Raw genomic sequence first — 23,728 nt, forward strand, 5'->3', positions numbered from 1 at the left:
TGCCGCGCCGCGAAAGCTGCTTTCCCAGGCGGTCCGGACCGTGCGCAAGATCGCCATCCGGCCGATGGCGAGCGAGGTCACCGAGGCCGAAACGATCGTCGCAGCAAGCACCGATGAGCTCGAGCGGGTGCTCACCGTACTCGCCCAGCCCAAGCGGCCCACTGCGCCGCTGGAGCGCCTGCTCGAGCTGGTCGACGGGTTTCGCTATTCAACCGGCGATGAACCCGATCCCCTGTCCGCGACCGCGCGAACCCCGTGCTGGGCGATCAACCTGGCCGCCACAGCGCGCGGCGACGCGTTTCGCCTGAGCGAGACCGCCCTGCCCTTCCCGGGCCTGGCCCAGCGCCGGCTGTTCCGCGCTGATCGCGGCGCGCAAGAAAGGCGCGCCGACGCGCCGCGAACATCTGCTCGAGGCGCTGCACGCCACCGCCTGCGACATCGCCCGGCTTCCGCGCGCGGCGGAGGTCTTCACGCGTGAATTTCCGAGCCAACGGACCAACTCGCGGCTGTACCTCGCCTGGATGCTGCTATTCGGCCTCGGCGGGTTGACGCCGGCCCAGCTCGCCCGCGCGCTGCCAGCGACCAAGGCCGGGGCAGGCAAGCTCCTGCGCCAGTTGGAGGCAGGCCATTTGGCGCGCAGTCGGGGCCATTCGCGCCCTTCCTGTGCACCCTCAATATCCCGGTGGCCATGCCCGACTGGCGTTACCTGGGCTCAAAATAGCTGCCGCGGGCAGCCCCAGCAGGCCGCCGAAGTGGCGCTCGAACACCGCCGCCCTGGCCTCATCGATATCCCTGCGCTCCCGCACCCAGGCATAGGCGCGCAGCAAGTCGAGGAACTCCGGCGCCATCCACGCCGAGGCTGACTTGGGCGGAGCACAGGCCCGCAGGCGGTAAGGCATTTTCACAGGCGCTTGAACGCCGCCGCCGACTGTCGGACATTCGGGCAATCGTGCCGCAACCAGACGCTCGAAGCGGCGCGCAAGCGCATGCCGGTTGCCATGCGCGAGGGCCAGCATGCCGATGCGATCGGCCGAAAAGTGGAACAGGTTTGCGGCGAAACGGGCATGGTAGCGTTTGTTGGGCGGCGCCATGCCATGCCCATCGCGGGAGCCGGCCAGATAGGCCAATTCCGCCGCATTACGCCGCAGCGCGCCTGGTCGAACCCGGTATGCCCAGCGTCGCCGCTCCGCCACAATGGTAGCCAATCCCAGATCCGCTTGCGAAATCGGGCTCGCAACGTCCCGCAACAGGCTGGCCATGTCGGTCAACGGCAGCTCGTGGTCGTGGCAACGCCAGCTTGCCCGCAAGATCCATTCCCGGCGGACGATCATCGGCTTGCCCGCCCGTCCCGCTTCGTACCAGCAGCGCGCACAGGCGTATCGCCTTATGCGCCGCGGCAGCACGTCGTGCGCCTGGCAGGCGAGAAAAGTGGCGGAAATCCTGTCGTTTTGGCATTGCACGGCCCAGGCGAGGCGCTCGACCAGATTGGCAAGGCACTGTGCCAAGCCACGTCCAGCCCCCGCGCCGCGCGCTGGGTCGTATCCAGCAAGAGCCGGTTCGATCCCGACATGGCGGAAAAGCGCCGCACGGGTCGTCTCGTGGGCCCGGGTCACCGGTCGATCCAGGAGTCGAAACATTCATCGGCAAGCGGTCGCACCCGGAACGCCAGCGGCTCCGGCTCGAGCCCGAGCGCGATCACCGCGCCGGGTGACCGGGGAGCAAACCCGCAGCCTCACGGATATCGGCGAATTCGACGCATTCGCGGCCGTGACGACGCGCAACCTTCTGTCCCCAGTGCGGCAGCCGTTTGAAGTTGCCGGTAACCCCGAGACTGTGGCGCCACAGGAATTCGGCGATTTCCGGCTCAGCAAGCCGGTCAGGCTCAATCAGCTGCATCCCGTGCGCCAGAACGCGGATCAGCCGCTGCGATGCCTCGCCAGGCGCGCCAGGGGATTGAGCCGCACGATGATCGAGCGATAGGCCAGCTCGACATCTTCGGCAAAGATGTCCGCCGCGACGTCAGGCCCGGCGACCACCATCGGGACATTGCCCTCGCTCATCCAGGAAGCGGAATGCATCAGGCGTGTCGCGCCGCGCCCTGCCGCCAGCGGTGAGGATGGCATGGACATTATCGATCCCCACGAGCCTTGTGCGCTGCCGACGCAGGAGTTCAACCACCTTGAGATCGGCAATACGGTGGGTTTTCCCGGTGATCGGCCAGCCCTGCTTCCACAGCAGCGTCAGGTTGATCTTGAGCGCGGTTGAACCCGACGGAATGACCGTGCGCAACATCGGCTCGTAACGGGCCTCACCCCAATCGGCAGGTTCGGGAAAATCGAGCGCAATCCGGCGCTGGGTCTCGCGCAGGATCGAGGTCTTGCCCATCCCCGACTGGCCGACAAGCAAGACGCAGGGCGGTCGCTCGTCAGGCTCGTCGTGCGCCAGTTCGACCAGTGTCGTAACCGCCGTGCGCGCTACGTCGAAATCGATCCAGAAGGCTGAATTTCCGCTCATTTGCGCCATTTCAGCCAATCATTGTCCGGCAGATCCGCAGCCGGGATCAATGAACTTCGGCCCGTTCGATCCGCCCCTTGGCCTGGGGTGAGTGTGCCACGCCTTCGCGCTCCTGCCGCTTGCGCTCTTGTCGGCTACTCGCTGTGCGCTGCCGTGCCATGGCGACTTCGCGCCGCGCGGCCTGAATGTACCGGGCGGTCGCTGCCTTTGCGCCATCCGCCTGAAACGCCGCCCCTGCCCGCCGCTGGCGTTGCCGTTCGGCTTCCCATTCGGGCTCGCTGATATCTGGGTAGTCGCCGACCACGGGCAAGACTACGAACTGGCCATCGATCTCCGCATAGATCCGCTGCAGCGTGCGCTCATCATGATGCACGGTGATTTGTTGGCCAATTCGGGCCGCCAGAACCGGATTCCAGTAGCGGCGGTGCAGGATTTGAACGCCGTAAGCCTGAACGGTTCGCTGCCGCGCCGGCAGGAACTGGCGGGTGAGATGCTCAACATCAAGGCAAGCCGGTAGCAGCGGAGAATGGCCCGAAACCGCCGTTTTCCACGCCTGTGCAGGACATTGTCCGCCCAGCCCCTTGTGCGGACCGTTGTGATAGATGGCGATCTGGAACAGCAGCCAGCGCTCGAATTCGGGCAAGGTCATCGCTGCCGCCTGTCCGGCGTCATAACCATCGCGCTGGGTGACATTGCCGCCCGTCGCACCAGGTAGCAGCCGCATCTTCCCAACCATTGTGCCGATCAGGCGCTCGATGTGGCCTCCGAAGTGGGCCGGTCCGCGTGGACGGATGTCGGGATCGATGCCGTTGGCCAGGCAAGCTCGCCTGAAGCTCTCCGCCCGGTGCGGTGCTGCGTGATCGGCATGGAGCCGCCGGAATTGCCCATACATCGGGTAGGAGACATCGACGCCCAATTGCTCAAGCAGCGGTTCCTTGGGCAGCAAGGCGTTGGCCACCGCCCGGCCACAGCGGAAAATCGAAGGATCGCCGAAACTGACATAAAAGCCCAGAATACTGCGGGTCCAGACCTCAACCAGCAACGTTATCCAGGGGCGGGCGAGCTCCTCGCGATGTACGCTGTCGACGAGAATCACATCTGCCCGCGTATGATCCATCTGCACGAGATCGAGCAGGCCCGCTGTGATAGGCGCCCGGATGAGGCTCATGGGCGCTGCGCTGCTTCGAGCCCATGCTCGAGGAGGCCCGCTGAGGCTCCGGATATCTCGCCGATCAACCTGATCAGAGTGCGCTCGCTCGGTACCTCGCCCGGCGCGAAGCAGAACTCCCCATCCTGCGCGATCAAAGACCATGAATTTCCCGGGCTGCCAGGGCCGCAGTGGCGGTGGCTTTGTCAGGAATACTTCCTGGGTAAGCCGGTCGATCGCCTCCCTCACCGGCTCGGCGATGCGATGACTGCCAATCCGGGGACCGCGGGGGTTGGAGCCAAGCTCGACGCCACAGGATTTGCGCGAAATCTGCCTACTAGTCGTCGTATCTGACGGTCGCTCAGCCCTGACTGGGCAGCGACAGCGTCAATGACTTGTGCTGTCAGTGGCCCGTCGAGTGGGACGAGGCGTCTGAAGATGGGGTAGAGTTCCGCACCTGTCGCCAGAGCTTCCGTGGACGCGACTTTCGTGCGGCTCGGTTTGCGTTCGATCACCCGACCTCCCGTGGCCGGATATCGACCGATTCAATGACATCAATTCTGGCAGAGGCATCGACACGGAATCCTAACCTGCCAGAATTGTTGGCATGGAAATCAGGATAATACATTGATATTCAGTGCATAAATGCGGTTTCCATAAACTTTGGCAGCCGACATCCGATTCCAGCGCTGCTGGGCTCTGCCGTGGCGACAGCAGCGCGTTGGGGGCAAGACGACCTGGAAACGCTCCACAGGGGTCTGGAATACGGTCAGGAGTGTCTGGCGGGTCGCTATGCCTCCTCGCACGCCCCTGCGGCCTGGACATTGCTTCTGGGGCTCGGCCCCCTCACCCGTGCCGATCTGGCTCGTGGGCTCAAGGTGACCCCACGAACTGCTTCGCAGATAGCACTGGCTCTTGAACAGGCGGGGCTGATTGCGCCGCCTACCCAAGAGCGACCGTTGCAACCCGTAATGCCGCGACGCTGAGATGGCCTGAAGATGTCCGACGTAGCGCCGACTCCTCCCCTCTTGTGAATCTTCATCAAGAAATCCAAATTCAAACATCATGTTGATGTTAGACGGTTTATATGAATCTTTAGAAGGTTAAGCCCTTTGGTTTGGAGCGTAGACCAGCTTGAATCCACGAGTCGCTTGTTGAGGGCCGTTCCCGGAGGATCGATGATCGGTTCCTGAAATGTCGGGCATTCCGTTCCCGATGTATCGTTGGATCGTTCCTCTTGTGTCGGATGTTGTTCCTGAAAGGTCGAAGGCGCAGGATTATCCGCTGTTTGAGCGAGTCATTTGAATCAGTTTGTAAGGCGGGATTCGGAAAGAGGTTCAATTGGCTGCCTGAGGTGTTGAGCGAGCCAGTCGGCAGGATTGGCGTCCGCGTGCAACACGACACAATGGGAACGGCGTCGAGGTTTGGATGTTCGTGGCTTTGGAGCTTATGAGAAAGCGGAGGATGTGTGATGCCCTCTTGTGTCACTTGCCACGCGCAGATTGGCGCGTCGCCAGAGCATCAACCTCCCGTAGCTCGTGCCGGTGCTTTTCATGCCAGCGCCGAACATAGCCGATAAATGCCCTTTGCCAGTTGGCGGGCGTGCGGGAGGGATCCGCGTTTACCAGGCTTCAAACTCCGCATGCAGGTTGTAGAGGTCCCAGCCCGGGCATTCTGATCGCAGTAGAGTAAGGGTCTCGTCGGTCATAAAGCCGCGCGTGGCCTTGTCGCTGAGTCCGACTACGGCTTTGTTGATGAGCGAAGTAGCGTCAAATTTTGCTGCGGGCGAATTAGCGGTAGTGGCCTGTACCGGCTTGCTTTCGTCTGAAGGTTTCCTGGAGGAAACTTTAAGGGCAACGATGGATTGGCTAATCCGGATTGGTTCTGTGGCAGCTTTCCTTGGATCACCGGGCTCAGCGGCGCCATCATCACGACGCATGCGTAGCATCGGCTCTTTGCGACCCTCGCTATCCTCAATGGACAGCTGGTAGCCCGGCAATGCGTTCTTTGCAGCGATCTTGATGATCTCGAACTTGAAGCGACGATAGGGGCCCTCAGCTCCGCTCTTTCCAAACAGAGTGGGCATGGAAATTGCGAAGCCCCCTCCCCGCCCCACCGGCATGCTTCCTCGCGACGCGGTAAAGCCAGCGCTCGCGGCCGCCAGTGATGTCGAAATAAGCGCGGTCGATAGACAGCACCCCGCCCTTCATCAGCACGCCTTCCCAGAACCAGTTGCTGAGTTCCAGAGTCATTCCCTGGATCGCTCGGTACGCTCGTCGATCAATTGGGTCCAGCCATCGAGCCAGCTGAAAGTGGCTCTCTGCGATTCCTCAGCGCGGATATTGGTCTTGACAGTAGTAGACACAAGTCGATCCAGTGCCTGGCCAAAGCAGCTCATAAGCCCGTCCCGTAGTGGGGCGTCCAATGGCGCCGCAACAAATCGTATGGCATGATATGAAGCGTGCGAGGAATGTCGTTCAGCCCGCGTCGCTGCATGTCGGCCAGCATCGAGGCGCAGTAAATCAGGATGTCGGCGTCCCAGATAGTTGCCATGCCAAATTGCGGGTTGGACGAGACGTTGACCCATAGTTGCCATCGGGCGACGTGTAATCAATCGCCTTTACCCGCTTGGTCTTGGCCAGTGAGAAGAACGGACGCTCCATCATCTCGCGCTGATCGCGCAGTGAGGTCGGCGAGATACGGCAAAACAGATCGAACTGTTCGTTGATTGCGCGCTTGGCGGCCCGTGTTTCAGGAGTGCTCGTAGCGCTCATCGGGAAGTTTCCTCAGGAAACATTTCGCCCCATCCAGACAGAAGTTTCCTCGGAGGAAACTCTCCTACAAGGGCACTAAGCGAGCTCAAGCTAGCGAAACCCCGTTCTGCCGCAATGTCTCCAGCACGGTTTGCCAAGCCTTCTGCAACTGCTCGTCACTGGCACCGCCACCTGTAGGCAAATGGAGAGTGCACCCTGACGAGTAACGGATTGACCGGATAAGATCGGTCGGCCAAACTGCCTGCAATTTCAATCCGCGTATCGGCCACTCGAGCTTTAGGGGCGCTCGACGCGTCCATCAGGCGCTTGAGGACAGCACCAGCAAGCGGTGGGGAAGCAATGGCAGAGGCCGCCGCGTTCGAAGTGGCAATGGCACCCGCTTCGGCAACGATTGCCTGGGCGCGATTATGGTCGTCCAACGCATTCGCTAGAGCATAAGCGGGATTCAGTGTCCGTTCGCTTAGATCAGAGAACGCAGACAGCACGGTGTCCGGAATTGTGGCGGCCCTAGAGCATTTGGACAACCAGCCCTTGGACAGCTTCAAGCGTTCGGCCATGCGCACCGCCTTGCCGCCATAATGGGCTTCAAGCGCCGCAGCATAGTTGCGCTTTCGCTCGATATCCGAGACATCCTTGCGCGCGCGGTTCTCAATGTCGGCGAGACGGAAAGCTGCCTCGTCATCCAGATCGGCGACCTGGGCGAGCAGCTTCATTTCCGGATAAGAGTTGGCGCGCAGCCACGAGATCGCAAATGCCGCCGGGTGCCCGCGATCACCTCATAGTCATAGTCGGGATCACCGCTGACATGGCGCACCACGACAGGAACCTTCTGACCACCCTCGGCGAGGATTGAGTCGATCAGATCTTGCACCGCCTCAACCAGGAGACGCTCCTGAATTCGAGCATTACCAGCCCAGAGGCGCACCCTGGCCGGATTGATCAGAAGCTGGGTGACCTGCCGAACCTCACCCGATGCCGCGCGCGCAAGTGCATTCTCTCGGCCAGACTCAAGCCGGCCCTGTTGCTGGCACGCGCTGGTCCGGCAATGTGCGGGGCAGGGAGGTCATCTTCAACTACCAAAGGGATCGCCGGGCTTTCCCGGCGGGAGCGGTGCCTCATCGGCAAGGAGACCGGCCAGATAATCGCTTTGCTTGCGGGCCATCAGACAAACTCCCCATCCAGCGTTCCCGAAAGATAGTCGAACATAACATGAACATCAATTCCCGAGCAGGCATCCTATCCATTGACCACTGCCTCCCTCGCTCGCGGGTGCCGCTATACCCCAGCCGCGCCGCACCATGGCTTCCACCTGGCCCAGGGCTTCGTCGAGGTTGGCCCGGCAGCGTTTTGGGTGCGCGGTGTGCCGATAGGGCGCTCAAGCTCGTACACGGTCATCATGCGTAAAGCCGCATGGCTGATTTCTGCGCTTTCAAGGATCGGGACCCGCAAAAGCGCAGGACCGAACGTCTGTTCCATGATTTGCCGCACCATGGCGTGACTGGGATCATTCCGGAATCGAATTTGGAACAGATCAGCCGAATAAATCATACTCAACTTCGATCCCCGCCTGCGCGAGCTGCGAGGTCACCTGATCCATCATCGAGAGGAACTGAACCGTGGAACAGAAATCGGGCGTCGTCGCTGCCATTGGTACCAGCAAAGCATTGGCCGCCTGCATCACCGCTAGGCTGATCGTGCCGAGGGCAGGGGGAGGATCGAGGATGACGATGTCATAGTCGCGCGCGAGATCCCTGCAAACCGCGTTTCAGCTTGCGAAAGCGCGATGCGAGGACCGAGCCGCCGTCTGCCCCGGATGCCGCGAGCTCATATTCCACGTCGAACAATTCCAGGTTTGACGGAATCAGGTCGACGTTCGGCCACGGGGTCTTCTGGACGGCATAGAGCAGGTCAGTCTGTGTCGGATCGATCGACAAATAGGGGTAAAGCGTCTGCTCGCGGGCTATGTTGAAATGCGGATTAAAGCCGAACAGCGTCGTAGTCGTCGCTTGGCTGTCGCAGTCGACCACAAGCACCCGATAGCCTTGAACGCCGAAGTAGTGCGCAAGATGTGTCGTGACAGTCGACTTGCCGACACCACCTTTGAAATTCTGCACAGCAATGATTGCAGGTCGGTCGAGTGGCGCTCGGGCAGGCGAAGCACCCAGAACATCGCGCATATTGAGAAGTGCTTCGATCGAATAGCCCGGTCGGCGACCATTTCGGTGGGCGGGGAGGCGGTAGTCGACCGTCGTCCTCGGCCATCCGGATGCGATTGGTCGAACAGCCAAGTAGTGCTGCAGCTTCGGCGATGCCATAGCGCACGGAAAGCGCCTTGCGACTCTCGGAAGGAACGCCTGCCGCCGTAACCGCTCAATCATTTTTTCGCCAGCTTCAGCCATTTCGGCAATGCGGGAGACTTCTGAATTCATAACTGCCCCGATGCGCGCGAATGAATGTTTTCGAGCACATAGCAAGTCAAATTCATTCAGTCCAGCGCGGGAAGTTTGAACTAGAAGCCGCCGTTGCGTCGATCTTGGCACGCGGGGAGGGGAGGGGACTGGGCTCGATGCCCATGTCCCTTGTTCGCAACAGACCCACAGCTGAGCTCCGGTCCCTGGTCCACCGTCTTGGCGGTACCTGGTCCGGCGACACCGCCATGTGCGCTTGCCCGGCCCATGCCGACAGAACCCCGTCGCTGTCGGTCCGCCAGGGGGACCGAGGCATACTCGTCACCTGCCATGCGGGCTGCGATGCCAGAGACGTTCTGCGCGAACTTGCACGCATCGAGCACCTGCCCGACTTTCGTCGGGCTATCGTTGAAAGCAACAGGCGGTCCCGGCAAGCCCATCTCGCCATCTGGCGCGCGGCCAATGCCATCGAGGAACGCTCGCCGAGCGTTACATCCGCGACACACGTGGCATCTGGGCGCCGCTCAGCGATGTCCGATTCCACCCACAATGTCCGCGAGGGCAGGGGGCCTTTGCCAGATTCGAGCCCGCGCTCTTGGTCGCCATGCACAAGCTTGGCGAAATCGCCGCGATCCAGCGGATATTCCTCGATCCCGGCACGGCCAACTGGACTGAAAAAGCTCTGTCTCGGGCAGGCAATTGGGGCGGCCTGGACCAATGGGCCTCCCGCTCGAACCATTGGCCTGTGCGAAGGGTTCGAGACGGCTGCCGCCTACATGTCGCTTACCGGTATTCAGGCTTGGGCGACCATGGGGGCCAAACGGTTCCACCAACTGACCATCCCATCAGATGTCGAGACGCTGATCCTGCTTGCCGACAACGATACCGAAGGCCGGCGTGCCCGTGATCGCGCCAGGGAGGCATACAAACGTCCGGGCCTCACCATCGAGACCGAATGGCCACCGGGGCGCATGAACGACTGGGCGCAGCTCCTGAAGCGGTGAGGGGAGGGGGGGACGAAGGGATGCGGCCGTTTTGGCCCTTCCCGGGAGAATTCCATGACCTCGACGATTTCGCGTTCCGCCGCGATCCTTGCTGCCGCCCAGACCCTTGCCGCCAAGATACTCCTCGCCATTCCGGTCGACCGTGCCGCGCTCACCCAGGCCATGACCGAGGCCGCCGGTGGCAGCGATGCAGATGGCTTTTGGCAGCAGCGCGACAGTTTCGAGGCGCTCGAGGCGGCGATTACGCTGACTGCGCACGAACTTACCTCAAGATGCGACGGCGCATCGGCAATCCGGACACTGGAAGCGATCACGCGCGAGCTTCCTACCCATACCGTGCGCAGCGAGGATCAGATCGAGTATCAGCAGTTCTCGACCCCGCCCGCACTCGCATTGCTCGCTATCCAGCTGGCGCGGCTGACATCTGACGACGTGTTCCTCGAGCCGAGCGCTGGCACCGGGATCATCGCGTCACTGGCACGCCCGCATGTCGCCAACACCCAGCTCAACGAACTGGAGCCCACCCGCGCCGGGATCCTGGAAGGTCTGTTCCCGGCTCTGCCCGTCACCCGGCACGACGGGGCCAAGATCAGCGCGCTGCTATCAGGAATGCCGCGTCCGAGCGCCATCGTTATGAACCCGCCGTTTTCAATATCGCAATCACATGGGCAAGACGCCAACACGGCGGCACGGCACCTGCGATCAGCGCTCGACCATCTGCTGCCCGGCGGGCGCGTCGTCGCGATCATGCCTGACTGGTTCACAACGTCTGCCAAATACGCACATGCATTTCGTCATACGCTCGAAGGCGCGCGGGTTGTCCTGTCGCTGCGGCTCGATAAGGGCGCCTATGCCAAACACGGCACTGGAATCGCGGTCCGGGTGTTTGTGATCGACAAGGTTGCGGGCGACATATCGGTCTCGACCATCAACAGGCAAAGCCCGCTCGAACTCTACGAGGCAATTCCCGTCATCCCGACGCGTGCTTCGCTGCGCGGATCCACGCCGCCCCCAGTCTCCCGCGCCGGCAAGCTGAGCTTCTTCCGGGCGGTGAAAAGCGGGCCTGCGCGCCCTGTCGTGATCCGTCGCCCACAAACCAACGAGGTTAAACCTGTTGCCTATGTGGTTCTCGATGAGCCGGCCCCAATGGGCGAGCAGCGCGGGGTCTATGCCGATTACCGGCCATCGCGAGTGGTTCTGCCCGAAGCAGGCGAACACCCAACGCACCTCGTCGAATCCGCCGCCATGGCGTCGATCGCGGCTCCCAAACCGCAATATGTGCCCAATCTGCCCGAGCGCACAGTCACCGCGCGGCTCCTGTCAGCCGCCCAGCTTGAAACCGTGATCTATGCCGGCGAGGCCTGGTCGCGCGATCTGTATGGACGCTTCACCCATCCGCCCAGCGAAGTTGCGCTCAAGGAGGACCCAGATGGCGAGGCCTACCGAACCGGTTTCTTCCTCGGCGATGGCACCGGGGCAGGGAAGGGGCGTCAAGCTGCGGCCTGCATCCTCGACCAGTGGCTGCGCGGTAATCGCCGTCACATCTGGATCAGCAAAAACGCGCCGCTCCTGGAAGACGCGCAGCGCGACTGGAGTGCGATCGGCGGTCTGCCTGCCGACATTCTTGAACTGTCGCGCTGGAAGATTGGCGAGGAGATAACCGCGCCTGAGGGCATCCTGTTCGTTCCTTATGGCACGTTGCGTTCCTCGCGCGTCGAAGACACGCGCCTTGATCAGATCGTGCGCTGGGCCGGATCCGACTTCGAGGGCGTCGTCGTGTTCGACGAGGCTCATGAAATGGGCGGTGTGGCGGGTGGGGAAGGGGCCTTGGGGCAGAAGGAGGGCTCGTTGCAGGGTATCGCCGGGGTGCTGCTGCAAAACACCCTACCGCGCGCTCGTGTGCTCTATGCCTCGGCAACGGGAGCATCCGACGTCAACAACCTCGCCTATGCGGTGCGGCTTGGTCTGTGGGGGCCGGGCACGGCCTTTGCGGGCCGCGAGCAGTTCATCAGCGAAATCCGCGATGGCGGTATCGCCGCGATGGAGCTGGTAGCCCGCGATCTCAAGGCCTCGGGGCTCTATCTTTCACGCGCGCTGAGCTTTGGGGGCATCGAATACGACATCCTGCGTCATGAACTCACCCCAGCGCAGATCGCCATCTACGACAAATATGCTGAGGCCTGGACCATCATCCACCAGCACCTCGAGGACGCGCTGGAACTGACCGGCGTGGTCGACCCGCTCGAGAACCGCACGCTCAACAGCGGAGCCAAGGCGGCGGCGCGCAGCCGGTTTGAGGGCACCAAGCAGCGGTTCTTTGCCCAGGTGCTGCTCTCGCTCAAACTGCCTTCGATCTATCCGGCGGTCGATGAGCATCTGGCAGCGGGCGAAAGCGTCGTCGTCCAGCTTGTCAGCACCGCGGAATCAATCCTCAATCGGCGGCTTAATGAGCTCGATCCCGAGGAACGCGAGGCGCTCGATCTGGACTTGTCACCCCGTGAGGCGATCTAATGTTGAGCTCAACATTAGACGTATTCTTTGCAGTCGCAGTTTATGTCGAGTGTGGCGGCGGGAGGCGCAGGTTTCCTTCGGTTTTCCATGATTTCACTCAGATAATTACAGTTCCTTCGACCTCAACAAGTCGAAGGAAGCTACATGCGAACAAGATCATCATTGCCGTTTCGAGCGGCCCCGCTCCGGGTCGAAGACCCGCCCAGTCACGGCACCCTACTCACCGCATTCCTCTCCTCTCTGTCGCTCGACGAGAGGTCAGCCTGTGCGGTTCTGTTTGGCGCTGCTGCCCGCCATTTCCTGCATTGGCTGGAGCTGCATGGGATCGCAGTCCGCACGATCGACGATCGGGCTGTTCGGCGGTTCGAGAAGCACCGGTGCCGGTGCCACCGGTATTCGGCGCAGCAGCCAGTATATAAGGCGGACATTGCAGCGCGGGTCAGACGCTTCGTCCGCTTCCTGGAAGATCAAGGCTACGTCGAAGTCGACGACGGGATCGACGATTTGCCACGGCACCTCGCCGACTATTTCGACGCGATCAATAGTCTGCAACTCGCGCAGGGACCGGCGCAGTCCTATCGATCCGAGGCCGAGCATGTCGTGGCCTGGCTTCGCATTGCGCGACGACGGTGGGCCGATATCGACGACACGATCATCGACCAGTACGCCGTGCATGATTGCCGTTGCCCGGTCTGGCGCAAGCGGGGCAAGCTGGTCGCCACGGGCACCAAGCGGCGGCGGCGCTGCGCTCGGCACTTCGTCGAGTTTCTGCGGGGTCGGGGCGTCATCCCATCGGTCGAACCGGTGGTGGACGATAACCCGCACATGGCGGCATATCTTACATGGCTCAAGCAACATCGCGGCGCGACCGACGAGACGATCCGGCGTTACCGGACCGATATCACGCGGCTCCTGCCCATGCTCGGCGAGCCTTCACAATGGGATGCAGCCGCTCTCAGGCGCGCATTCCAACGACGAAGCAAGGAGACGCCGGGTTCGGCATCGCTGCTCGTCACGATAATGAGGAGCTACATTCGGTTTTTGATCGTGCAAGGCGAGTGCCGACCGGCATTGTTGCACGCGATACCATCAGTGCAGCGCTACCGCCTTTCGGCGTTACCCCGTCACGTCGACCCGGCCATGATCGAGAAGATCATTGCAGCCTGTCCGACCGATCGGCCGGTGGAAGTCCGCGACAAGGCCATCATTCTCCTGCTCGCCAGGCTCGGACTGCGAGCGGGCGATGTCCGGGACATGCGGCTCGACGATATCGATTGGCGGGGCGGGTACATCCGGGTCAAGGGCAAGACCCGAAGGCCGGACCGGTTGCCACTGCCGCAGGATGTCGGCGACGCGATTCTGGCATATCTTGCGGCAGCCCGCCCGAAGGCCGTCGAAGACCATCTGTTCCTGCGCGTGCAAGCTCCGTTCCGGCCATTCAGCTCGTCCGCGGAGATCGCAGGCATCGTCGCACGCACGCACGAGCGCGGTGGGATCGAAGGGGTGCCGACCGGGTCGCACATATTCCGGCATTCGCTTGCCACCAACTTGCTGCGCGCGGGCGCGGGCCTGGAGTCCGTAGGGACCATCCTGCGTCACAGCTCGCCCGAGACCACTGCCATCTACGCCAAGGTCGATCTGCCGATGCTCATGAAGATCGCGCAGCCCTGGCCCGGAGACCTGCCATGTTGAACACACACATCTCAAGATACGTCGCTTTGCATCGCAGCCTGGGTCGGAAGTATTCCGAACAGGACCGGATGCTCCGCCAGTACGCTGCCTACGCCGAGGGTTTCGGCGATCGGCACACTCCAGGTCCAGCGCATCTACGACTGGTGCCACACGTCGAGCTCACAATATGTGGCCCGCCGGAGGTTCGACACCGCACGTAACTTCAGCCTTTTCGCTCATGCCGAGGATTCGGGCCACGAGGTTCCACCTGCGGGCGTTTTCGGCCGAGGCAAGCGGCCCCGCCCCACGCCCACGATCATCAAGCCCGAGCAGGTCCGGGCGATCATGACGGCGGCACTGGGCGTTCCTCCCAAGGGCATGATCAGCCCGTACACTTATCACTACCTGTTCGGTCTGCTGGCCGCGACAGGACTCCGGATTTCCGAGGCCCTCGCGTTACAATGCAGCGATCTGGTCGAGGATGGCCTGATCGTCCGCAACGGCAAGTTCGGTAAACAGCGGCTTGTAGCGTTGCAGCCATCGACCCGTCAGGCGCTCGAAGCATATCTCGCCACCCGGGCAAGGCTCGGTGCCACGGGCAATGACCTGTTCGTGACCATCCGGGGAAGAGCCCCCCATAAAGTGCGCGCACACATCGTGTTCGTCAGGCTGGCCCGACAGCTTGGATACCGCGGACCAACTGGAACGGCCGGGATGCGGCTACACGACTTGCGGCACACTTTCGCCGTGCGTTCCCTTGAGTCCTGCCCACCCGACAGGGAGGCGATTGCACACCACATGGCCGGACTCAGCGTCTATCTTGGGCACGCGTCGGTCGCCAACACGTATTGGTATCTCGAGGCCACGCCGGTGCTGCTGCGCGACATCGCTGCCGCCAGCGAGCAACTTTACCGGGAGAGGCCGCATGACGGCGCTCGCTCCGCATCTCTCGGCATACCTGCGTGAACATCTGCCACGCGAACGCGCTGTCAGTCCGCACACGGTGAAGACCTATGCCAACTGCTTCGTCCTCCTCGTCCAGTTCGCTGCCGGTCGGCTGAAGCGCCGACCGACCGATCTTGAGATCGAGGATCTCGGCACCGACATGATCATGGCCTTCCTTGACCATGTCGAGACCGGTCGCGGCAGCTGCGTGCGGACCCGCAACGGCAGGCTCGCCGCGATCCGGTCCTTCTTCCGGTACATAGAGTATCGCATTCCGGCCTGCCTGGACCAGGCGCTCCGCGTCAGATCGATCCCGACCAAGAAGACCGACAAGGCGCTGATCGACTACCTCGACCGGGCCGAGATCAAGGCGTTGCTCGACGCCCCCGATCCCCGCACTCGCCTTGGCACACGCGATCGCGCCATGCTGCATCTGGCCTATGCCGGCGGGCTCCGGGTATCGGAACTTGTGTCGCTTCAGCTGCGCGATTTCCCGGACCGCTCCCTGTCCACCGTGCACATCATGGGCAAGGGTCGGCGTGAACGGGTCCTGCCGCTCTGGAAGGAGACCCAGTTCGCATTGCGCGCGTGGCTTGCGATACGGCCCGACGCGCAAGCTGCCGAGATATTCCTCAATGCCAACGGGCAGCCTATGACCCGTGACGGATTTGCATTCCGACTGGCTGAACACGTCAAAGCAGCGGCGGCAAAGCAGCCGTCGATCCTCGGCAAACGGGTTACGCCGCATGTGTTGCGCCATTCCTGCGCGATGCACACGCTCGCGGCGACCGGGGACATCCGCAAGGTCGCGTTGTGGCTTGGCCATGCCAGCATACAGAGCACCGAGACCTACCTGCGGGCCGATCCCGAGGAGAAGCTGCAAATCCTCGCGGCTCACGGTGCCCCCGCCATCAAGCCCGGGCGCTTCAAGCCGCCATCCGATGCCCTGATTACCATGCTTACCGACGTTCGAAGGCGGGCCTAGCCCGTCTCCGAACATTCCCCCTGACCCTCATATTATCTGGAGTGAAATCATGGAAAACCGAAGAAAACCTGCGCCTCCCGCCGCCACGCTCGACATAAACTGCGACTGCAAAGAAGCAATTGCCGATTACCTTACCCGTGCGTTCCCGACCCGGCAGATGGAGGAATATGTCGACGAGCTTGGCGATGTTCGCTCGCGCCCGATGTGGGACGAGGCCGGGAGCCCGGTCTATAACCCGCAGGCCGAGGCGGCGCGGGCAGACCTCATCGAACATATCTGCGCGATGCCGCCGATCCCGACCGCGCTCGATGCCCTGCTTGAACATTACGGCACCAGTGCTGTTGCCGAGGTGACCGGACGGTCGAAGCGGCTTGTCCGCGATGCACACGGACAGCAGCGCCTCGAAAGCCGATCACCGCGCACCAACCTTGCCGAAACCACCGCATTCATGACCGGGGCCAAGCGTATCCTGGTCTTTTCGGATGCCGGTGGCACGGGGCGCAGTTACCACGCCAGCCTTGATGCCAAAAATCAGCAGCGCCGTGTTCACTTCCTCTTGGAACCCGGATGGCGCGCCGACCGGGCGATCCAGGGGCTCGGGCGCACCCACCGCACCCACCAGGCCTGCCCGCCGCTGTTCCGCCCCGTTACCACCGACTGCAAGGGCGAAGCCCGGTTCACCAGCACCATTGCGCGGCGACTCGATGCGCTGGGGGCGCTCACGCGCGGGCAGCGCCAGACCGGGGGGCAGGGAATGTTCGACGCCGCCGACAACCTTGAGAGCAGTTATGCCAAACATGCGTTGCACGACTGGTACGGGCTTCTCGCCACCGGCAAGCTTAAGAGCACCAGTTTTGCCGAATTCCAGACGATGAGCGGGCTCGAACTTACCGACCAGGACGGTGTGCTGCGCGAGGACCTGCCGCCAATCCAGCGCTGGCTCAACCGCCTTCTTGCCATGAAGATCGCGGTGCAGAACGCCATCTTCGACGAGTTCCTAACCCTTGTCGAAACCCGCGTTGCGGCCGCCAAGGAAGCTGGGACATTCGACATTGGCGTCGAGACGATCTCGGTTGAGGCCTGCCAGGTGCTATCGGATACGGTAATCCGAACCGACCCCGTGACCGGCGCGACCTCCCACCTCCTCGAACTGTCGCTCACCCAGCGCCGCAAGGTCCTGTCGCTTGAGCGGGTGCTCAAGTTGGCGTCCTACGATGACAAGCCACTGTTCCTGCGCAACGAGAAGTCGGGGAAGGTCGCACTGGCAATCCGGGCTCCGTCGCACATGGACGAGGAAGGCAACACCATCCACCGGCACGAACTCGTCCGCCCCTTGCGCAGCGAATACCTTCACGCCGAACGCCTTGCAGAATCGGCGTGGAAACCGCGTCGGAGGCAGAATTCGCGAAGCTTTGGGAAGCGGAGTACGCCGCCGACGAAAGCCAGTTGGTCACCGAGACGGTGTACCTGGCGACCGGCTTGCTACTGCCCATTTGGGGTGCGCTTCCGAAGGAAGACCTCACGGTCAACCGCATTGTCGACAAATCGGGCGCTTCCTGGCTCGGCCGCCATGTCCACGACCTTTACGTCGACGCGACCCTCGAGAAGCTCGGGGTCAGTCGCAAGGTGCCGACCGATCCGGCTAAAATTGCAGCCGCCATCCTCGGCGGGGGCACCTGGAAGGCGCCGCACCCACTCAATTTCACCATTCGCACATCCCGCGTGAACGGTTCCCGAAGGATCGAGATTGCGGGTGCCGAAGCTGCCCGTATTCCCGAACTCAAGGCTAAGGGTTGCTTCACCGAGATCATCGCTTACAAGACGCGGGTGTTCGTGCCCCTCGATCGGGCGGACGCGATCATCACCAGCATTGCGGTCCAGACCTGAGCAATCAGGTAAGTCGTGCTGAGGGTACCCGTCTGATGGGCGGCGCGTTTCACGCCATCAAGCAGGCGATATCTGCATAATTGAAACGACGGCGATGTTCGACCTTTAGGACTGTCCGGATTCAGGGACAAATCGCGGGTAAGCAGTCACCGGTGCAGGCCAGATTGGTTCTCGGCAACGAAAACGCGAGCGAATTAGCCGCCCACCCTGGGCGCGACAATTACCGAATGCGCCTGAATGGTGGCGCCATTGGTGGTTTGCAGAATTTTGCTTCGGGACTGATAATCCAGATGCCACCACAAGCCGAGTAGGACGGCTGCGACCGCCGCCATGAGGAGCCCGGCGTGGGCCTTCCTCGATCTAAGAGGCGAGCTTCGCGTGCTTTTGGCCTCGGAATTTTGAGGGGCGTCCATTGCTTGTGGTTCGATCAAATAACCACTTTGCGCCGTGTCCATAGAGTGCCAGTGACGGATCCCGTTCGGAAGCTCGGCTCCGCGGCAGGGGGATCACGATTTCAGCTCCGATCCGTGGGTGCGAAGCAGAAAGTTGACGATCGACTGACCGAAAGCGTCGTTCTGATCACCAACGACCATGTGCGTCGCATTCGCAATGTCGCTGTATGCCGCGTGGGGGACGAGACCCTGGAAATGCTTGACGGCTTCCGGCGAGACGAGGTCGCTCGAACCGCCCCGGATCAGATGCACGGGCAGTTTGAGGCTGGCCGCCGCTGCACTGAGTTCAGCGCTCCCTTGATCGCTGGAGTCCCCGCGGCGCCGCATCATTCCGTCGATGAACGCCGGATCCCAATGCCAGTAATAGCGTCCATCCTCCTTGCGGCGCAGGTAGTTTGCGAGCCCGGACGATGCCTTTCGGCTCGGCCGGTGCGGCATATACTCGGAAATGACCCGTGCGGCTTCCTCCGTCGAGGCGAAACCCTCACGCGCATGAGCGGTCATGAAACCGACGACGCGGGCGACGCCGCCGGGTTCCATCTGGGGCGTGATGTCGACCAAGGTGAGCGAGCTGAAACTTCCCGGTGCGCATTCTCCCTCAGCCATAATCCCGGCTATTCCGCCAAGGGACGCGCCGATTATGGCTGGCTTTTTCCCGATCGCCGAAGCGATCGCGACGAGATCTGCCGCAAAATCGGAAATATGATAGGCCCCATCACTCGCCCATGCACTTTCGCCATGCCCGCGCAGATCGACCGCAATCGTCCGGAATCCGTGGCTGGCGAGTAGCTCGGTCACGGCTTTCCACGCTCTGCGCGTTTGCCCGCCTCCGTGCGCCAGAATGACCGGAAAGCCGCGTTCCGGGCCATTTATCGACGCCGCAATGGTAAGGCCCGACTGACCGGCGAATGTGATTGATTGATCCGACATGACGGCATTATACTGTAAGGCGATTTACAAAAAAGTCTATTTAATATTCGAGTTTGGCGCCAGTCACCTGAATCTAGAGTTCGTGGCATATTGTATGATCTGCCTTTTGGCAGAAGTGACGTGATGTGGTGGGCGGTGACGTGACCCCCTGATTTTCCTCCACGCATGATTAGAGTCCGGCCCTGAAGGAAGGACGGACGATGAAGCGATTGAGGTTCACGGAAGAGCAGATCATTGGCGTGTTGAAGGAGGCCGAGGCCGGCGCCACGGCGTGTCCGACGCGACGATCTACAACTGGAAGGCCAAGTATGGCGGCCTGGAGGTCTCGGAGGCGAAGCGGCTGCGGGCGCTCGAGGATGAGAACGCCAAGCTGAAGCGGCTGCTGGCCGAGACGATGCTGGACAACGCGGGCCTGAAGGATCTTCTCGCAAAAAATTGGTAACGCCCGCTGCGAAGCGAGAGGCGGTCGCTCGTCTCCAGGCGGTCCTGGGGATGAGCGAGCGGCGGGCGTGTCGAGTCATCGGCGCTGATCGGAAGAGCATGCGTTACCGGTCGCAGCGGGATGATGATGCCGAGCTTCGGTCGAAGCTGCGCGAGCTCGCGCAGCAGCGCCGTCGGTTCGGCTATCGCCGATTGCACATCCTGCTGCGTCGCGAGGGCGTGGTGATCAACCGCAAGAAGACGCAGCGGCTCTACCGCGAGGAGAAGCTGGAAGTCCGGCGTCGGCGGAGCCGGCGTCGCGCCATTGGTGCACGCGCACCGGCGCCCGTGCTGGCGCTGCCCAACCAGCGATGGAGCCTGGACTTCGTGCACGACCAGATGGCGTCCGGACGCCGGTTCCGGGTGCTCAACATCGTCGACGATGTAACCCGCGAGTGCCTGCGTGCGGTGCCGGATACGTCGATCTCGGGACGCAGGGTCGTGCGCGAGCTAAGCGATCTGATCGTCGAGCGCGGCAAGCCGGGCATGATCGTCAGCGACAACGTCCTATGTTGGGAAGCAGCAGCGGCAACAGGCCAGCAGATCTCATTGCGCCGATCAGGATCGGCGCTGCTGTCTTTTTGATCCAGATGGCTTCCATCGTCAAGGAATGTGCTCTCGGCCATAGCAAACACAGGATCCATCGATCTTGGGGGTCGTGGTCCTCACCGTCCTTAAGATGAGATGCAGATGCCAGATGGAAGGCCCGAACATTATCTACAGGGTCGCAGCTGCGCCCTCACGGCTCCACAGAGAGGGGTCCTTCCATCTGGTGTCCGCCCGTTCCAGGAACGGACGGTACTCGGTTCCCGTCTTGATGACGGCGTGTGCGACACGCGCCATCTTGGCGGTGAGTGCGGTCATCGCCTTTCGGCGGCGATCAGGGTCGTTTGCATGCCCGGCGACGTATCGCCCGAGCTTGTCGCGAAAGCTGTTGTCGCGCTGGCGGATGGCAACTTGGGTTGCCATCCAGAAGGTACGGCGGAGCCGAGCATTGCCGTACTTTGAAAGCTTGGTCCGCCCGCGGAATGTGCCGGACTGACATGTGGCAAGATCGAGGCCGCAGAACTTCAAAAACTGGCGGTGGTGAGCAAATCGTCGAAGGTCGCCGGCCTCCGCGAGGATGGTCAGCGCGTTGATCGGCCCAATCCCGGGGATCATTCGCAGGAGCTGGTAATCACGGTTCTCGCTAAGCAGGGCATGGGCTGTTCGTTCGATCTCGTCTCGTTGCCGGATCAGGCTTCGCGCTTGCGCGATGACCATGCGGAACATGGCGATGGAGACGGAATCTTCGCCGATCGGCAATGCAACCGACGCGCAGGCAGTCTCGTAAATATCGTTGATTAAGCGGGCTTTAGAGACCTTGCGGCCGACCAGTGACCACGCCTCGCGCGTGAAGGCCTCCTGGCTGAGCGCTGTCATGCTCGTTGGCGTTGGAAACCGCTCGAGCAAGGCCAGGAACCAATCCGACCTGCTGTTGCCTGCGAAGCGCTCGATCTCTGGGAAGTACAGCGGGAGATAGTGTGTCAGGATCCGATGCCATGTCTGGGTCTTAGCCTTTGAAATGGCTTCGTGCGTCTTCGACATCTCCTGTAGATCGTTGATACCGGCGGCCAGCGGATCGACGTAGCGCTGGGTCGCGCCGATCTGCAGCATGTGCAGGATTACCTGGGCGTCCTTGGAATCGTTCTTGTCCCAGCCATTGTGCAGAGCCTCGCGCGTCCGGGCCAACGCGACCGACGAAATCAAGCGAAGCTCGAATCCCGCAGATAGCAGCCGGTGTGCCAATGTGCGGTGGTAGTTGCCGGTGGCTTCGAAGCCGACGATGACAGGTCTGCCGATGTCCGCCAGGTCGGCCGCCAGACGGTCGTAATCCGCCTTGGTGGCCATCACCGTCATGCGCCGCCGCCGGCCACCCTCCGGGCGTTCAATCAGCACCTCCTGACGGTGCTTGGACATATCGATGGCTACCAGCACGGCATCGGCGGGAGTAGAACTACGCTTGGTCATGGTCGGTCATGACCTGCGCCCGGAATCTTGGACCGTTTTGAGCTGGAAAATTCCAGTTAGATCATAGGGCCAGGATACGGAGTGAGCGATGATGAGGACGAAGTTTTCCAAGGCACGGATCGCCCGAGGCGATCACCGCCGTTTTCGCCGAGGCCATGGTCCAGACCTGCATCGTCCATCTGCTCCGGAACTCGACGGACTTCCTCTCATGGAAAGACCGCAAGCCGCTGGTGACCGCGCTGAAGGGCATTTACCGCGCCGTCGATGCCAAGGCTGCCGAGGGAACCACCTTAAGGACGTATGGTCCACTTTCCCAAGGTTACAGGCTATCACGCAATACTAGGGCTGAAGCCAGTATCCGACTAGAGTCGGAGGGATCCCTCCCAAATGGGGGCCTCCAAACAACGCAAACTGAAAATAATTAGCGAATATTCAGCCAGTGCCGTCGTTCACTCCGGCACGTCAGACGGTGCCCCGTCTTGCGGTGCCGAGTCAACCGTTCGCGTGGATTTGGCGACGGGTGCCGGGTCACTGTCCCAGTCGAACACCTTGCCGCGCACGCGCTGGTAGTTGACATCGGGATCATACAGCGGGCCACCATCGAGGCCGAGGTCGCGTGCCTCGGCCATGCCCATCGCTGAGAGCAGCGAGAATCCCGCGACATAGGCATTGCGCCGCGCAGTGACGAGGCGGGTCTGGGCTTGAAGCAACTCACGCTCGGCATCGAGAATATCCAGAATGGTGCGGTTGCCGACGCTGTTTTCGGCGCGCACCCCTTCAAGGCTGAGAGTTGCAGCATCGACTGCGCTTTGGCTCGACGCGATGATCTCGTCGGTAGCCTGCCAAGAGGCAAAGGCAGCGCGGACGGTGGCGATGACCTCACGCTCAATGGCGATCTCTTGCTCCATCGTCGCGTTCTCCCGCGCCTGTGCCTGACGGCGCTGGGCTGCGGGAAGCCCGCCCTGGAACATGGGGATGGACGCGCGAATGCCTGCCTGTGCTGTCGTCTGGCTCTGGGTAAAGGCACCGGTGCCGGCTGCTGTGCCACCGAGCGTGCCAAGATAGTCGGTATAGCCAAGTCCGGTGAACACACTAATCCGTGGCAGGCGCGATGCACTCACCGCTTTCACATCGAAACCAGCAGCAGTGCTGCGCTGACGCGCTGCGATCAGGTCTGGGTTGTTGTCGAGCGCGATTTGGGTGGCCTCAGCCGGCGTGTCCGGAAGACCGGCCAGCGGTGGCGGCGGTTGCAGCGCCACGGGAGGCTTGCCAACTATGGACAGATAGAACTCGCGCGCGGCAATCAGGCTGGACTGTGCAGAGCGCAGATCGCCCTGAGCGAGCGCCAGCCGAGCCTGCGACTGGGCCACATCGGTGCGGGTCAGATCGCCGATCTCGAAACGGTCACGCGTTGCCCGCAGGTTGACTGTGAGGACTTCGACATTGTTGCGATTGAGGCCCACGACGGCTTCGGCAAGGATCACGTCCATGTAGCTGGCGACAACTCGGCTGAATATACCAGACTCCGCACCGCGCAGATCGGCTTGCCCTGCCTTCACCCGCGTTTCTGCTGCGAGCACCGAATTCTTCACGCCGCCGCCCGAATAGACCGGCACGCTAAGCTGTAAGGAGGAATCGAAAGCGCGGTCGGGCGAGGTAAAATTGTTGGCGCTGTTCTTGAGAAATTCGGTGTAGCTTGATGCGCCCTGCAGCGAGGGCAGACCGGCGGCGCGGGCAATCGGCACGGTTTCGTCTGTCGCTCGCTGCTGGGCCCGCGCGCCTTGCAGCGACGGGTTGGTGGCATAGGCCGCGTTTAGCGCATCGCGCAGATCGTCGGCCAGCAACGGCGCAGGCAATGCGGCAACAAGTCCTGCCAGCAGGGCGGGCTTCAACGATGAGTACTGTCTCAACATCAGGTTGCCCGTAGCGCGATCGCGATTGGCCGAGAGCAGCGACTTCAGCGGCACCCGGTCGCCCTCTTTCCAGCCGTATTTTTCAGTCAGTGCCGGG

At 62.0% G+C, this 23,728-nt stretch carries 18 protein-coding genes and 6 pseudogenes; 9 read left to right on the forward strand and 15 right to left on the reverse strand.

The annotated features are described in order from the left end of the window. Positions 1-40: 40 nt before the first annotated feature. Positions 41-478 (forward strand): hypothetical protein, encoded by a 438-nt coding sequence (locus IPF76_RS19515; RefSeq protein ID WP_293847313.1) that lies wholly within the window; start codon positions 41-43, stop codon positions 476-478. Positions 479-671: 193 nt separating this feature from the next. Here the strand turns inward: IPF76_RS19515 and IPF76_RS19520 are convergent, their stop codons facing one another. The 12 genes and pseudogenes from IPF76_RS19520 to IPF76_RS19560 all read right to left on the reverse strand — a co-directional run bounded on the left by IPF76_RS19520 (position 672) and on the right by IPF76_RS19560 (position 8,864). Further along, complete coding sequence (locus tag IPF76_RS19520) at positions 672-1,613, reverse strand: hypothetical protein (RefSeq protein WP_293847315.1); 942 nt, start codon at positions 1,611-1,613, stop codon at positions 672-674. An 82-nt stretch (positions 1,614-1,695) separates the two neighbouring features. After that, on the reverse strand, positions 1,696-1,896 hold the full coding sequence (locus IPF76_RS19525) for a hypothetical protein (protein ID WP_293847317.1): 201 nt from the start codon (positions 1,894-1,896) through the stop codon (positions 1,696-1,698). A 20-nt stretch (positions 1,897-1,916) separates the two neighbouring features. Beyond that, on the reverse strand, positions 1,917-2,039 hold the full coding sequence (locus IPF76_RS19530; RefSeq protein ID WP_293847319.1) for a hypothetical protein: 123 nt from the start codon (positions 2,037-2,039) through the stop codon (positions 1,917-1,919). Beyond that, the gene (locus tag IPF76_RS19535; RefSeq protein WP_293847321.1) at positions 2,020-2,523 is read right to left on the reverse strand and encodes a TniB family NTP-binding protein; all 504 of its coding nucleotides are present in this window, start codon (positions 2,521-2,523) and stop codon (positions 2,020-2,022) included. The genes IPF76_RS19530 and IPF76_RS19535 overlap by 20 nt, the downstream gene beginning before the upstream one ends. Positions 2,524-2,560: 37 nt before the next feature. After that, a complete protein-coding gene (locus IPF76_RS19540) occupies positions 2,561-3,682 on the reverse strand; it encodes a Mu transposase C-terminal domain-containing protein (RefSeq protein WP_293847323.1) in 1,122 nt (373 codons plus the stop codon). Between the two features lie 1,600 nt (positions 3,683-5,282). Then, positions 5,283-5,747 (reverse strand): hypothetical protein, encoded by a 465-nt coding sequence (locus IPF76_RS21020; RefSeq protein WP_366499745.1) that lies wholly within the window; start codon positions 5,745-5,747, stop codon positions 5,283-5,285. Next, positions 5,716-5,988, reverse strand: coding sequence for a replication initiator protein A (locus IPF76_RS21025; RefSeq protein WP_366499755.1), 273 nt, complete (start codon positions 5,986-5,988; stop codon positions 5,716-5,718). Before IPF76_RS21025 ends, IPF76_RS21020 begins: the two co-directional genes overlap by 32 nt. A 67-nt stretch (positions 5,989-6,055) precedes the next feature. Next, positions 6,056-6,214, reverse strand: a complete 159-nt coding sequence (locus IPF76_RS21030; protein ID WP_366499746.1) for a replication initiator protein A — start codon at positions 6,212-6,214, stop codon at positions 6,056-6,058. Beyond that, entirely contained in the window at positions 6,184-6,435 is a 252-nt protein-coding gene (locus tag IPF76_RS21035) for a hypothetical protein (RefSeq protein WP_366499747.1), read from the reverse strand. The genes IPF76_RS21030 and IPF76_RS21035 overlap by 31 nt, the downstream gene beginning before the upstream one ends. Before the next feature lie 155 nt (positions 6,436-6,590). Then, positions 6,591-7,148 (reverse strand): hypothetical protein, encoded by a 558-nt coding sequence (locus tag IPF76_RS19550; protein WP_293847325.1) that lies wholly within the window; start codon positions 7,146-7,148, stop codon positions 6,591-6,593. Beyond that, positions 7,145-7,360, reverse strand: coding sequence for a ParB N-terminal domain-containing protein (locus IPF76_RS19555; RefSeq protein WP_366499748.1), 216 nt, complete (start codon positions 7,358-7,360; stop codon positions 7,145-7,147). The genes IPF76_RS19550 and IPF76_RS19555 overlap by 4 nt, the downstream gene beginning before the upstream one ends. 291 nt (positions 7,361-7,651) lie before the next feature. Then, a pseudogene (locus IPF76_RS19560) lies at positions 7,652-8,864 on the reverse strand (AAA family ATPase). Positions 8,865-9,457: 593 nt separating this feature from the next. Here IPF76_RS19560 and IPF76_RS19565 point away from each other — a divergent pair. The 6 genes and pseudogenes from IPF76_RS19565 (at position 9,458) to IPF76_RS19590 (ending at position 17,846) form a co-directional block, all read left to right on the forward strand. After that, positions 9,458-9,847 carry a toprim domain-containing protein gene (locus tag IPF76_RS19565; RefSeq protein ID WP_293847329.1) on the forward strand — a complete coding sequence of 130 codons (390 nt, stop codon included), beginning with the start codon at positions 9,458-9,460 and terminating at the stop codon, positions 9,845-9,847. Between the two features lie 54 nt (positions 9,848-9,901). Further along, on the forward strand, positions 9,902-12,358 hold the full coding sequence (locus IPF76_RS19570; RefSeq protein WP_293847331.1) for a strawberry notch family protein: 2,457 nt from the start codon (positions 9,902-9,904) through the stop codon (positions 12,356-12,358). 144 nt (positions 12,359-12,502) lie between these two features. Continuing rightward, positions 12,503-14,050 carry a tyrosine-type recombinase/integrase gene (locus tag IPF76_RS19575; protein WP_293847333.1) on the forward strand — a complete coding sequence of 516 codons (1,548 nt, stop codon included), beginning with the start codon at positions 12,503-12,505 and terminating at the stop codon, positions 14,048-14,050. Beyond that, positions 14,044-14,995: pseudogene (locus IPF76_RS19580) on the forward strand (tyrosine-type recombinase/integrase). Before IPF76_RS19575 ends, IPF76_RS19580 begins: the two are co-directional and overlap by 7 nt. Next, positions 14,955-15,959 carry a tyrosine-type recombinase/integrase gene (locus IPF76_RS19585; protein WP_024921905.1) on the forward strand — a complete coding sequence of 335 codons (1,005 nt, stop codon included), beginning with the start codon at positions 14,955-14,957 and terminating at the stop codon, positions 15,957-15,959. Before IPF76_RS19580 ends, IPF76_RS19585 begins: the two are co-directional and overlap by 41 nt. Before the next feature lie 157 nt (positions 15,960-16,116). Beyond that, a pseudogene (locus IPF76_RS19590) lies at positions 16,117-17,846 on the forward strand (strawberry notch C-terminal domain-containing protein). A gap of 506 nt (positions 17,847-18,352) precedes the next feature. Here the strand turns inward: IPF76_RS19590 and IPF76_RS19595 are convergent. Further along, on the reverse strand, positions 18,353-19,228 hold the full coding sequence (locus IPF76_RS19595; protein WP_066213761.1) for an alpha/beta hydrolase: 876 nt from the start codon (positions 19,226-19,228) through the stop codon (positions 18,353-18,355). Between the two features lie 200 nt (positions 19,229-19,428). Here IPF76_RS19595 and IPF76_RS19600 point away from each other — a divergent pair. Then, a pseudogene (locus IPF76_RS19600) lies at positions 19,429-20,212 on the forward strand (IS3 family transposase); the annotation flags it as partial. A gap of 209 nt (positions 20,213-20,421) precedes the next feature. Here IPF76_RS19600 and IPF76_RS19605 read toward each other — a convergent pair. After that, positions 20,422-21,718, reverse strand: a pseudogene (locus IPF76_RS19605) (IS110 family transposase). Between the two features lie 116 nt (positions 21,719-21,834). On the opposite strand from IPF76_RS19605, the pseudogene IPF76_RS19610 reads away from it, so the two are divergent. After that, positions 21,835-22,143, forward strand: a pseudogene (locus IPF76_RS19610) (transposase); the annotation flags it as partial. A gap of 24 nt (positions 22,144-22,167) precedes the next feature. On the opposite strand, the gene IPF76_RS19615 reads toward IPF76_RS19610, so the two are convergent. After that, complete coding sequence (locus tag IPF76_RS19615; RefSeq protein ID WP_066213818.1) at positions 22,168-23,631, reverse strand: TolC family outer membrane protein; 1,464 nt, start codon at positions 23,629-23,631, stop codon at positions 22,168-22,170. Positions 23,632-23,728: the final 97 nt, after the last annotated feature.

The sequence above is a fragment of the Sphingopyxis sp. genome, assembly GCF_016704835.1.
Taxonomy (GTDB): domain Bacteria; phylum Pseudomonadota; class Alphaproteobacteria; order Sphingomonadales; family Sphingomonadaceae; genus Sphingopyxis.

Coding starts and splice junctions, on each gene's coding strand:
- IPF76_RS21030 (WP_366499746.1), bottom strand. CDS start 6,214: ATGGCAACTATCTGGGACGCCGACATCCTGATTTACTGCGCCTCGATG.
- IPF76_RS21035 (WP_366499747.1), bottom strand. CDS start 6,435: ATGAGCGCTACGAGCACTCCTGAAACACGGGCCGCCAAGCGCGCAATC.
- IPF76_RS19585 (WP_024921905.1), top strand. CDS start 14,955: ATGACGGCGCTCGCTCCGCATCTCTCGGCATACCTGCGTGAACATCTG.
- IPF76_RS19615 (WP_066213818.1), bottom strand. CDS start 23,631: ATGTTGAGACAGTACTCATCGTTGAAGCCCGCCCTGCTGGCAGGACTT.
- IPF76_RS19570 (WP_293847331.1), top strand. CDS start 9,902: ATGACCTCGACGATTTCGCGTTCCGCCGCGATCCTTGCTGCCGCCCAG.
- IPF76_RS19525 (WP_293847317.1), bottom strand. CDS start 1,896: ATGCAGCTGATTGAGCCTGACCGGCTTGCTGAGCCGGAAATCGCCGAA.
- IPF76_RS19535 (WP_293847321.1), bottom strand. CDS start 2,523: ATGGCGCAAATGAGCGGAAATTCAGCCTTCTGGATCGATTTCGACGTA.
- IPF76_RS21020 (WP_366499745.1), bottom strand. CDS start 5,747: ATGCCCACTCTGTTTGGAAAGAGCGGAGCTGAGGGCCCCTATCGTCGC.
- IPF76_RS19595 (WP_066213761.1), bottom strand. CDS start 19,228: ATGTCGGATCAATCAATCACATTCGCCGGTCAGTCGGGCCTTACCATT.
- IPF76_RS19540 (WP_293847323.1), bottom strand. CDS start 3,682: ATGAGCCTCATCCGGGCGCCTATCACAGCGGGCCTGCTCGATCTCGTG.
- IPF76_RS19575 (WP_293847333.1), top strand. CDS start 12,503: ATGCGAACAAGATCATCATTGCCGTTTCGAGCGGCCCCGCTCCGGGTC.
- IPF76_RS19530 (WP_293847319.1), bottom strand. CDS start 2,039: ATGGTGGTCGCCGGGCCTGACGTCGCGGCGGACATCTTTGCCGAAGAT.
- IPF76_RS19550 (WP_293847325.1), bottom strand. CDS start 7,148: ATGAAGCTGCTCGCCCAGGTCGCCGATCTGGATGACGAGGCAGCTTTC.